The 12,051-nt window shown below is 36.7% G+C and carries 10 protein-coding genes; 9 read left to right on the top strand and 1 reads right to left on the bottom strand.

What is annotated here, in order from left to right; translation table 11 throughout:
• Nucleotides 1-2 precede the first annotated feature (2 nt).
• Both ACTTKP_RS04705 and ACTTKP_RS04700 read left to right on the top strand, forming a co-directional pair.
• The gene (locus ACTTKP_RS04705; RefSeq protein ID WP_442552749.1) at nt 3-665 is read left to right on the top strand and encodes a YigZ family protein; all 663 of its coding nucleotides are present in this window, start codon (nt 3-5) and stop codon (nt 663-665) included.
• Between the two features lie 2 nt (nt 666-667).
• Nucleotides 668-1,591: a nucleotidyltransferase family protein gene (locus tag ACTTKP_RS04700; protein ID WP_442552748.1), complete on the top strand. Its 924-nt coding sequence runs from the start codon at nt 668-670 to the stop codon at nt 1,589-1,591.
• Between the two features lie 73 nt (nt 1,592-1,664).
• On the opposite strand, the gene ACTTKP_RS04695 is transcribed toward ACTTKP_RS04700, so the two are convergent.
• Nucleotides 1,665-2,489 carry a helix-turn-helix domain-containing protein gene (locus tag ACTTKP_RS04695; RefSeq protein ID WP_442552747.1) on the bottom strand — a complete coding sequence of 275 codons (825 nt, stop codon included), beginning with the start codon at nt 2,487-2,489 and terminating at the stop codon, nt 1,665-1,667.
• Nucleotides 2,490-2,664: 175 nt separating this feature from the next.
• Between ACTTKP_RS04695 and ACTTKP_RS04690 the strand changes: the two genes are divergently transcribed.
• The 7 genes from ACTTKP_RS04690 to ACTTKP_RS04660 all read left to right on the top strand — a co-directional run.
• Nucleotides 2,665-4,113 carry a carbohydrate ABC transporter substrate-binding protein gene (locus tag ACTTKP_RS04690; RefSeq protein ID WP_442552746.1) on the top strand — a complete coding sequence of 483 codons (1,449 nt, stop codon included), beginning with the start codon at nt 2,665-2,667 and terminating at the stop codon, nt 4,111-4,113.
• Nucleotides 4,114-4,172: 59 nt separating this feature from the next.
• Nucleotides 4,173-5,063 (top strand): carbohydrate ABC transporter permease, encoded by an 891-nt coding sequence (locus ACTTKP_RS04685; protein WP_442552745.1) that lies wholly within the window; start codon nt 4,173-4,175, stop codon nt 5,061-5,063.
• Nucleotides 5,064-5,080: 17 nt separating this feature from the next.
• Nucleotides 5,081-5,947, top strand: coding sequence for a carbohydrate ABC transporter permease (locus ACTTKP_RS04680; RefSeq protein ID WP_442552744.1), 867 nt, complete (start codon nt 5,081-5,083; stop codon nt 5,945-5,947).
• A gap of 10 nt (nt 5,948-5,957) precedes the next feature.
• On the top strand, nt 5,958-6,125 hold the full coding sequence (locus ACTTKP_RS04675; RefSeq protein WP_442552743.1) for a DUF6903 family protein: 168 nt from the start codon (nt 5,958-5,960) through the stop codon (nt 6,123-6,125).
• A gap of 28 nt (nt 6,126-6,153) precedes the next feature.
• On the top strand, nt 6,154-8,322 hold the full coding sequence (gene gnpA / locus ACTTKP_RS04670) for a 1,3-beta-galactosyl-N-acetylhexosamine phosphorylase (RefSeq protein ID WP_442552742.1): 2,169 nt from the start codon (nt 6,154-6,156) through the stop codon (nt 8,320-8,322).
• 25 nt (nt 8,323-8,347) lie between these two features.
• Nucleotides 8,348-9,400: a phosphotransferase enzyme family protein gene (locus ACTTKP_RS04665; RefSeq protein ID WP_442552741.1), complete on the top strand. Its 1,053-nt coding sequence runs from the start codon at nt 8,348-8,350 to the stop codon at nt 9,398-9,400.
• Nucleotides 9,401-9,488: 88 nt separating this feature from the next.
• Nucleotides 9,489-12,051 (top strand): endo-alpha-N-acetylgalactosaminidase family protein (locus ACTTKP_RS04660; RefSeq protein WP_442552740.1); only part of this gene is annotated, 2,563 nt, incomplete at its 3' end.

The raw sequence follows: 12,051 nt of genomic DNA, 5'->3' as shown, positions 1-12,051 counted from the left end.
AATTGTCGTATAAGACAGTTAAAAAAGATGCTTTTGCAGAAATAGAAATTAAAAAATCAAGGTTTATTGCTCATATAGCCGAGGTGAAGTCCGAGGAAGAAGCGGAAATGCTTATAAAACAGGTTAAGAAAAAATATTATGACGCATCCCACAACTGCTCTGCATATATATTAAATTCAGACCAAGGGCTTAGACATTCCAGTGATGATGGAGAGCCTTCAGGCACAGCAGGAAAGCCTATGCTGGATGTGATAGCAGGGGCAGGTCTGGTGGATGTTATTATAATAGTTACCAGATATTTTGGAGGGACAGAACTGGGGACTGGAGGACTTGTAAGGGCATACTCGGGAGTAGCAGCAGAAGTGATTAAGAATTCTACAGTGGTAGAAATAACATCTGCAAGGCTTATGGAGTTTGTTATAGACTATGGGTTATTGCCTAAACTCCAACATCTTTTGTTGGAACTTGGGATAATAATATATGAAACTGAGTATCTGGAAAAGGTAAAAATTTCTGTTCTAGTAACAGACGAAGTTTCCGGTAAATTCTTTAAGGAATTGACTGAAATAACAGCCGGAGCTTTTACTAAAGATTCAGCAGTAAGAGATGAACAGGTTGACTTTTATCTTGATAAGAGAAAGGTAATATTAGATTTTAGGGGGTAGTTATGAAAAACACAACATTAGTAGTGATGGCAGCAGGAATGGGCAGCAGATATGGCGGCATTAAGCAGCTTGATGCATTTGGTCCGGAAGGTGAAGTGATTATGGACTATAGCGTATTTGATGCTATAAAAGCAGGGTTTAACAAGGTTGTCATCATTATAAGAAAAGACATTAAAGATGATTTTATGGAAATCATTGGGAACAGGCTGGAAGAAAAAGCAGGAGTTCCGGTTCATTATGTATATCAGGAAATGGATAATCTTCCTGAAGGCTTTTCGGTTCCTGAGGGACGTACCAAGCCTTGGGGTACAGGACAGGCTTTGCTTGCAGCAAAGGAATTTGTGCATGAGCCTTTCCTTGCAATCAATGCTGATGATTTCTATGGAAGTGAGCCTTATAAGATAATGCATGATTTCCTAGCAAATATTGACGAGAGTGATGGTAAGGCACATTTTGGAATGGCAGGATATTTACTTAAGAATACTTTAAGTGACAATGGATCTGTATCCAGAGGTATCTGCAGTGTGGATGCAAATAATTATCTGGTATCCATAGAAGAGCATCTTGATGTAGAGAAGTCAGGAGAGGCTGCTGTAGGGTTTACGGCAAGTGGTGAAAAGCACGAACTCAGCCTTGAAGCTGTAACTTCAATGAACATGATGGGGCTTACACCTAAGGTTTTTGATGCTCTTGAGAAAGGCTTTGTAGATTTCCTTGGCAGCATTTCTTCTAATCCGCTTAAGGCTGAATTTTTCCATATTAAAGTAATAAGCGAAAAGATAGAAGCAGGTAAGGCTGATATGAAGGTTTTTAGTACTGATGCAAAATGGTTTGGAGTAACCTATCAGGAAGATAAGCCTACAGTGAAGGCTGCTATAGAAAAGCTTACAAAAGACGGAGTTTATTCTGAAAAGCTTTGGAGCTAATTAAAATTTGTTATTAATCTAAAAGAGGCTGTCGCAATAAGAGCTATTGCTTTTTAATGTTGCAGCCTCTTTTTTAGTGGTTTTTTACTTGCTGGCGGTATGAGGTTGGTGAAAGTCCACAATCTTTTATAAAACACTGTGTAAAATAACTTTGTGATGAAAAACCGGCAGATTGTGCTATCTGTGAAATACTGTAATCGCTGTTTGTAAGCAGCTCCTTGGCAACTCTTATACGAATTTTACAAAGATAGTTAATGGGTGAATCGCCAAAGTATTTATTGAATGAATGAATCAAGTAGTATTTATTCAAATTTGATAGCTTTGCTAAATCATCTATTGTTATTTTAGATGAATAATTTGAATCAAGGTATTTTTTTAATTTAAAGCATTCCTTGCTGGCACTTATTGTCGGCTCGGTATCTACATTTAATTTAGTAGTTCTGAGTATTTCTATAAGTATAATTTCAAGGATATTTCGGCAGACTTGATCTGAGTATGGTTTGCTGTCTTGTTGTTCTAATAACATAGAATCCATATATTTTATTATATCTGAGTGTTTATTTATACAGTTAAAGATAAAATGATTTGAGTTCTTCAAATTTAAACTGAAATTATCGACAGCTACTACTATGTATTCTAAGGGATTTTTTTCTGTAGATTTTTCAGTATGGACGGTATTTGGATTTACAATTATAAAATCTCCCTTTTTAAGCGGGTATTTATCATTTTCTACATAGAATTCCCCTGCACCGCCTGTCACAAGAAAAAGTTCTGTGAAAGGGTGGGTATGCATAAAACTTGACCAGTCATGCTCATATTTTGTATAGGTTATGTATATAAGATTACTTTTTGCAGTATCAGATGGTTTATCAGTTATTTTATAGTTTGAAAATCCCATAGTATTCCTCGTGCAATATTTTGTTATTTTTTAATATTTATATCATATATTTTACTATTTTTTGAAATAAAAAGCAATATATATAATAAAGATAGCAATATAAATGTGGAATAAGTACAAAATAAGGTCTATAATTACATTATAAGTTGAATAAATTTCACAAAGGGAGGTTATTATGCGAATAAAGAAAATGTTAGCTTTGGCACTTGGTTTGTCAATGGTTACCACATCACTTGTAGCTTGTGGTACAAAAGGTAATGAGGCTAAATCAACAGGAAGTAAAACAAGTACTACTTCATCTATGAAGACTTCTACGGTTTCTTCCACTAAATCAACAACATCAACGGCTTCTGAAACAAAGGCAGGCGGCACACTTAAGCTTGCTGCTTTTGAGGGTGGTAACGGAGCAGAGATTTGGAATCAGATTAAAGCCGCTTTTGAAACAGAGACAGGAGCAACTGTTGACCTTCATCTTTCATCAGAGCTTGATAAAGATCTTACAAAGTCATTTCAGAATGGAGATATTCCTGATGTTGTTTACTTCAATATGGGAACAAAGAGTGGTTTTACAGAAACCATGTTAAAGGAGAAGGCGATTGCAGATATAACAGATGTATTTGACGATGAGCTTAAAAGCAGGTTGGTTGGTGGAATCACAGATAATGCTACAGCTCAGCCTTATGCAGATGGCAAAGTTTATCTTGCACCTTGGACTTATGTCCCTACAGGTTTTTGGTATAACGCAGACCTTATCGGAGAAGGTAAGAAGTATAAACTTCCAACAACCTGGGATGAGTTCTTTGCACTTGGTGATGAGGCAAAGAAGGATGGTATTGCACTTTTCACTTATCCTACAGCTGGATATTTTGATTGCTCAATGTATCAGATGTTAGCTCAGTCAGGTGGAATGGAATTCTACAACAAGGCAGTTAACTACGATCCTGCTACCTGGACATCTAAAGAAGGTAAGCAGGTAATTGATACAGTAGCAAAGCTTGCTTCTAAAGATTACACCTGGTCAGATACAGTAGCGAACGCAAATGCTGATGGTGGATTTAAGAAAAACCAGCAGGCAGTTATAGACGGTAAAGCGTTATTTATGCCAAATGGTAACTGGGTAATCGGTGAAATGGCAGATTCCACACCTAAGGATTTCCACTGGGCTATGATGGCTCAGCCAAAGTTCTCAGCAGATCAGAAAACTCACGTATATACATATACAGAGCAGATTTGGATTCCAAAGGATGCTGCTAATATGGATCTTGCTAAGCAGTTCATTAAGTTTATGTACTCAGATAAAGTTGTTGAACTTATGCTTGCAAACAAGAGTGTAAACAAAGAAACTAAGGAAGAAACTCCAGCACCTATCATTTCCCCTGTAAAGGGTGCTTCCGATAAGATAGAAGCAGGTCCGGTTAAAGATTCTTACACACTTACAAGTGCTGACGGTACAGAGGCTGTTGCTGGTACTTGGGCAACAACAAAGGCAATTAATGGTTTTGATATGGGTGCTACAGTTTATGGTGCTATTGACTCATTAAATACAGGAGAACTTACAGCCGAAACATATCAGTCACAGCTTGTAGAGGCTTGGGCTAAATTACTTGAAAATCTTGACAGATAACCAATTAGAATTTAACGGCGGGCTGTAAAATGCCCGCCATTTTTTATAGGGAGAGATGTATGAACAGAAAAAAATCAGAAGGGCGGTTTATAGCTGCCTGCCTTACTCCGGCTGTGATTTTGGTTATATTATTTATATTTATTCCTACTTTTAATGTATTTCGTATGTCGCTGTACAAAATGGGTGGAATTACAAATAAGCAGACTTTTGTATGCTTTGATAATTTTAAGGATTTATTTGGAGATAAAAGTTTTCTCCAGGCTATGCAGAATTCTATCTTAATAATTGTTATAGTTACTCTGTGTACGGTATTTTTAGCAGTGTTTTTTGCTAGTTTACTTCAGAGAGGCAAATTTATAGGTCAGAATTTTTTTAGAATAATTTTCTATATACCTAACATTTTAAGCATAGTAGTAATAGCCGGTATTTTTGGTGCTATCTACGATCCTTCAAGCGGACTGTTAAATACATTTCTTAGAGCCATTCATCTTGACGGGCTTGCAAGACAGTGGATGGCAGAACCGGGTATAGTAATATATTCAGTAATATTTGCACTGGTATGGCAGGCGATAGGCTATTACATGGTTATGTATATGGCAAGTATGGCAGCTATTCCGCCTGATTTTTATGAGGCAGCTTCCCTTGATGGTGCATCTGAAATTCATATGTTTTTTCAGATTACCCTTCCGCTTATTTGGACAAGTATAAGAACTACTCTTACTTTCTACATAATCAGTACAATAAACTTAAGCTTCCTCTTTGTACAGATTATGTCTGATGGTGGTCCAAATGGTAAGACAGAGGTATTCCTTAACTATATGTATAAGCAGGCTTATGGAAATGGAGCTTATGGTTATGGTATGGCAATAGGCGTTACTGTATTTATATTCTCCTTTGTGCTTGCAGGAACTGTGAATAAAATTACCGAAAGAAAAGTATATCAATTTTAGGAAAGTAGGGCGAAACTATGAAACGAATTGGAGCAAAAACCTTATATCAGATTTTTGTATATGCAGCACTTATAAGCCTGGCTGTTTCAATTATTATTCCTGTAGGCTGGGTTTTTATGGCAAGCTTTAAGAAAAATTCTGAATTCTTAGGTGGTGATATCAGCCCTTGGGCTCTCCCTAAATCATTTAATTTTGATAATTTTATTATAGCCTTCAATGATGCAGGAATGGGAGAATTTTTTGCCAACTCAGTAATTGTTACAGCTATAGGAATAGTTCTTTTGTTAGTGCTTGCACTTCCCGCTGCATATGTACTGGCAAGATTCTTTTTCAAAGGCAAGAAAATTCTTGAAATAGGCTTTATGGCGGGACTTTTCGTAAACATAAATTACATAGTTGTACCTATTTTTCTAATGTTAAGTGATGCGAACAAAGCTTTGAAGGTGAAATTTTTTCTAGACAATAGATTTGTACTCGCACTTATTTATGCAACTAGTGCTCTGCCTTTTACTATATATCTGCTTAGTTCTTATTTTAAAACTTTGCCTAAGGGATTTGAAGAAGCAGCTTATATAGACGGTTGCAGTCATTTTAAGACTATGCTTAAGATAATGATACCAATGGCTAAGCCAAGTATAATTACAGTTATATTATTTAATTTCCTGTCATTTTGGAATGAATACATCATAGCTTACACCCTTATGGATAAACATGAAACTCTGGCTATGGGTCTTAAAAATCTGATGGCAGTTGAAAAAACAGCTACTAACTATGGAATTATGTATGCAGGTTTGGTTATAGTTATGCTCCCTACTCTGATACTCTATATTTTGGTTCAGAGAAGGCTTACGGAGGGTATGACTTTAGGCGGACTTAAAGGCTAAGGAGGATGCAGTGAAAGAGAAGATAATCAGTTTAGTATTGGTACTGTGTTTTATTATATCACTTGCCCTGATTATAATAGGACAAAAAAATATTTCGGCAGTAGGTTTTGCAAATGAAATGATTGGATTGATAGGGTTGCTTTTGGTACTTTTTGTATACAATAGAAAATATAGGTAAAATGGTAAAATCCGGAGTTAAAATAAAAATGAGGAGTAAGAAAATGAACGGTAAGGGCAGGGTGACTATACCTACAGACATGGATGTAATCGAAGGAACTAAAGAACTTGCGAAAAAATGGGGGGCAGATGCGGTAAGGGATTGTGATGGTACGGATTTTCCCGAGGAACTTAAGGATGAGGGGCTAAAAGTATATTCTACATACTATACTACTAGAAAAGATAATGCATGGGCAAAGGCAAATCCGGATGAAGTACAGCAGATGTATATTATGACACCTAGATATACTGCAACTGATGAGAAAATCTCTATAAATCTTATGAAGGGATTATATCCTGATATGCTTACTCCTAATAGTAGGGATGATATAAAAAGATGGTGGGAGGTTATCGACAGAACTACCGGAGAAATTGTATCTGTTGACAACTGGACTTATGATGAAAATACTACAACAGTAGAATTAAAGGCAGTAAAATTTCATGAATATACTGTAAGTTTTTTGGCATACATAATGTGGGATCCTGTACATATGTACAATGCAGTTGTAAATGATTGGAAAGATGTGGAGCATCAGATAACTTTTGATGTACGTCAGCCGAAAACACACGCATTTACAATGACCAGACTTCGTAAATTTATTGAAGATCATCCTTATGTAAATGTGCTTAGATTTACTACATTTTTCCATCAGTTTACCTTGATTTTTGATGAAATGGCAAGAGAGAGATATGTGGACTGGTACGGATATTCAGCATCGGTAAGTCCTTACATTTTAGAACAGTTTGAGAAAGAAGTTGGATATAAGTTTAGACCGGAGTTCATTATAGATCAAGGGTATTATAATAATCAGTATAGAATTCCTAGTAAGGAGTTTAAGGATTTTCAGGCATTTCAGAGAAGAGAAGTAGCAAAGATTGCAAAGGAAATGGTTGATATTTGCCATGAATGTGGCAAAGAGGCTATGATGTTCCTTGGAGATCATTGGATTGGTACAGAGCCTTTTATGGAGGAATTTAAGTCCATAGGGCTTGATGCAGTGGTTGGCAGTGTAGGAAATGGCTGTACACTAAGACTTATAAGTGATATAGAGGGAGTAAAATATACTGAGGGACGTTTCCTCCCATATTTCTTTCCTGATACCTTTCACGAGGGTGGTAATCCTGTAAAGGAAGCTAAGGAAAACTGGGTAACAGCAAGAAGGGCAATACTTAGAAAGCCGATAGACAGAATAGGCTATGGCGGTTATTTAAAGCTTGCTATGCAGTTCCCTGACTTTGTAGAATATGTAGAAAGTGTATGTGATGAATTCAGGGTTCTTTATGATAACATAAAGGGGTGCAAGGCTCATTCCCTAAAGAAGGTGGCTGTACTTAACTGCTGGGGCAAGATGAGAGCCTGGGGCAATCATATGGTGCATCATGCACTTTACCAGAAACAGAATTATTCTTATTACGGAATAATAGAAGCATTATCAGGTGCTCCTTTTGATGTTAAGTTCATCAGTTTTGAAGACATACTTAAGGACAAAAATATTCTTTCTGATGTAGATGTTATCATAAATGTAGGCGATGCAGACACTGCTCATGGCGGTGGAGAGTACTGGACTAACTCTGATATAATTACAGCCGTTACGGAATTTGTATATAATGGCGGAGGTTTTATCGGAGTGGGAGAGCCTAGTGCACATCAGGCAAATGGACGCTTTTTCCAGCTTGCTAATATCTTAGGAGTGGAAGAGGAAAGAGGCTTTACATTAGGTTATGACAAGTACAACTGGGAAGAACATAAGCATTTTATCCTTGAAGATGTTACAAAAGAGATAGATTTTGGCGAGGGTAAGAAGAATATTTATGCTTTAGATGGTACTGAAATTCTTGTGCAGAGAGAAAAAGAAGTACAGCTTGCAGTAAACAGCTTTGGAAAAGGCAGGGCAGTATACATAAGTGGCTTGAAATACAGCTTTGAAAACAGCAGACTTCTTTACAGAGCAATTATGTGGAGTGCAGGAGCTGAAACCGAGCTTAAGAGATGGTTTTCTTCAAATTATAATGTGGAGGTACATGCTTATCTTAACAGTGGAAAGTACTGTGTAGTAAATAATACCTACGAACCACAGACTACAATTGTCTACAAAGGAGATGGTTCAGAGTTTGAATTAAACATGGAAGCAAACCAGATAATATGGTATGAAATTTAATTTAGAATAAGGAAAGGGAAAAAATATGAGTGATGTTTTAAAAGTTTTTAAGTTTGAAGGAGAAGCAGTTTCTAAGGAGCCTTATGGTAGTGGACATATTAATTCTACTTTTTTAGTAGTTACAAATACAGGTAAAAGATATATCTTACAAAAAATTAATAATAAGATATTCCCTGACGTAGAGGGACTTATGAATAATATAACACTCGTAACAGAGCATTTAAAAAAGAAATATACAGAACCAAGAAGAGTATTGAATTTGATAAAAACAATTGATGATAAGTCTTTTGCTGAAGTTGATGGAGAGTACTGGCGTGCTTATGATTTTGTAGAAGATTCACTCTGCTTGCAGCTTCCCGAAAATAATGATGACTTTTATGAAAGTGCGGTTGCTTTTGGAAGCTTTGGAGAGGCTCTGTCAGACTTCCCGGTAGAAAAGCTTGTAGAAGTTATACCTGATTTTCATAATACACCAAGCAGATTTAAGAAATTCCATGAAGTACTTGAAAAAGATCCTTTGGGAAGGGCAGCACTGGTTCAGGAAGAAATTAAGTTTTGCTTAGACAGAGAAGAAGAAATGGGTACCCTACAGCGTCTTAGAGATGATAAGGTACTTCCTGACAGGGTTACACACAATGATACCAAGTTAAACAATGTACTTCTTGATAAAAATACCAGAAAAAATCTTTGTGTAATTGACCTTGATACAGTTATGCCGGGGCTCTGCCTTTATGATTATGGCGATTCTATAAGATTCGGAGCTTCAACAGCTTTAGAGGATGAGAAGGATTTGTCAAAGGTTAGTATGAGCCTTGATTTATTTAAGATATATACAAAGGGATTTGTAAGTGCACTTCCTAATCTGACTAAAGAAGAAAAAGAGAATTTACCACTTGGGGCGAAGACCATGACTTTTGAATGTGGAATGCGTTTTCTGACTGATTATTTGGATGGAGACCACTATTTTGCAGTCCACAGAGAAGGACATAACTTAGACAGAGCCAGAACTCAGTTTAAGCTGGTGGCTGATATGGAAAGTAAGTGGGAAGAAATGAATAAGGTAGTAATGGAGTTGTAAATATAAGCTTGGCAGATTATAGGAAAGGAGGGAGAGAGTAGTCTGTTTAGCCTAGTGAGAAGATTATTTTACTAAATGTTGAGGTTTTATGATGTGCAGAAAGGAGAGAGCTAAAACTATGAGAACTAAAAAGATGAAAAGAGCATTGTGTTTTGCTCTTGCTGCAGGTGTATTTTTATCTACTCCACTTAATTCAAATCTGTATAATACTTATGCAGAAGAGACTTCTACTATGCAGGAGTCTGGGAAGCAGGTATTTGATGGGGTATATGATGAGTGGAAGCTTGATACTCGGTGTATAAAAGGTGGAGAAAAGCTTGAAAGAATTAAAGACAGCCTCAACTTTGCATCGGGTACACAGAACGGAAACGGAACAACGGCAGGCAGTTTTCCAGCAGTTGCAATAAATCCTCATAAGTTTGATTTTAATGAGGCAGGGAATTTTTCATTTAATCTTAAAAGCAATTCCGAGACGAAAGATACAAGATTTGGTGTATACCTCGGATATACAGATCCGGGAAATGGAATGTTCATAGGTTATGATGCTAGTGGATGGTTCTGGCAGAAATATATGGGGGGGGGTACAGATAACTGGTATCAGGGAAACAGAGCTGTATCTCCAGATAAGGGTGTTGAAACAGCTGTGAATATAAGCTGGACAGCAGATAAAAAAGTTACTGTTACAGTAAATAATGAAGTGATATTTAATGATTTAGACTGTAGTGAAGTTTCATGGGAAGACAGTGAAATTGCAATAAAAGCAGGAACATTGGGAACTGCTGTTACAGATGTTACTCTTAAAGGTATTAAGTATACAGGGCAGCAACCTACAGTAGTTAAAGAGTATGAAGTAAGCGGAAGGGTTCTTGATGATGATAATAAAGCTATACCTGGAGCAGATATTCTTGTAGACGGCGTAAAGCAGACTGAGCAGACAGACCAAGAAGGTAGATTTTCATTGAAATTGCAAGAAGGTGAATATACTTTGAAGTTTGCAAAGAATGATTATGAAGCAGAGGAAACAGAGCTTGAGATAATTGGAAACTCTATTTCTGATTTGACAGTGAAACTTGAAAAGTTAAGCGGAGCAAAGACAAATACTATAAGCTCTGCCGATATGGAAGTTACAGTAGATGAAACCTTCCCAAGAGTAGTAAAATACAAGATGAAAAAAGAAAATCTTGAAAATAAGGTATTTTACGGTCAGCAGAAACTGATAAGAACAATAAAGATAAACGGGGAAAATATCAGACTAAAAAAAGCTGATGTAACTTCTGAAATAAACGGAGATACCATCAACTATACCTTAAAAGTAAAAAAAGAAACGGAAGTTGATGCTGTAATCAAGGCTTTCTTAAAAGTAGAGAAGAATACTCTCGCTTTTGAGATTACAGAGATAACCAATAATCTAGATGATACTACCTATCCAATTGAAACTATAGAGATACCTAATCATGGACTTATATCTATTAAAGCAGACCAACAAAACTTAAGTTTCAAGGGTGCTCTTATGTCATCCAATACCACAATCAATGGTGATGAAGACTTAACAGTGATTCCAAACAGTTATAATAGGGATTTTATGTATGCTTTCATATCAGCAGACGGTATGAGTGCAGGACTTTGGAGTAACTCTGAAAATGAAGGCAGTAACAAAGCTTCTTATATATCAGCAGGTGGTGCAAGCAATACTCGAATAATTACAACAACTAATAATATAGAGGATAAGAATACATTATCACTTTCAAGTGCTAAGTGGTACTATCACAGAAAAGTGATAGATTCTCATGGCAGAGAGTATGTTGTTAAGGAAACTGAGATGCCTAAGACAAAGATTATCATTACAGGAGATGAGAATGATGATAATGTAGTAGACTGGCAGGATGGAGCTATAGCTTTTAGAAGTATTATGAACAATCCATATAAATCAAAAGAAGTACCTGAGCTTGTAGCACAAAGAATAGCTATGAACTTTGGCGGACAGGCACAGAATCCTTTCCTTACTACTCTTGATAATGTAAAGAGAGTAGCAATGCATACAGATGGACTGGGACAGTCTGTTATATTAAAGGGCTATGGAAATGAAGGACATGACTCAGGACATCCTGATTACTACGATATAGGAAAACGTATCGGTGGTGCAAAAGATATGAATACCCTTATGGAGAAGGGAAAAGATCTCGGTGCAAGATTTGGTATTCATATAAACTGTGGTGAAATGTATCCTGAAGCCAAGGCCTTTGATGATAATTCCGTAAGAAGAGATTCAAACGGAAATCTCCGTTACGGCTGGAACTGGATAGACCAGGGTGTTGGTCTTGACAGTGTATATGACCTTGCTACAGGTAATAGAAAAGGTCGTTTTGATAAACTGAAAGCTCTGGTAGGAGATAACTTAGATTACATATATGTAGATATCTGGGGAAATATGACCGGAGGAAGTGATGATACCTGGCAGACTAGAAAGCTTTCCAAAGAAATAAATGATTGTGGCTGGAGAATGACTACAGAGTGGGGACCTACAAATGAATATGATTCTACATTCCAGCACTGGGCGGCTGACCTTACTTATGGAGGTTATAAAGCTAAAGGTGAGAATTCAGTAGTTATGAGATTCCTTCGTAACCATCAGAAAGATTCATGGGTAGCAA

The sequence above is a fragment of the Catonella sp. genome (assembly GCF_052169795.1).
Lineage (GTDB): Bacteria > Bacillota > Clostridia > Lachnospirales > Lachnospiraceae > Catonella.
The sequence above is the reverse complement of the archived record's forward strand: the minus strand, read 5'-3'. Positions and strand labels throughout refer to the sequence as shown.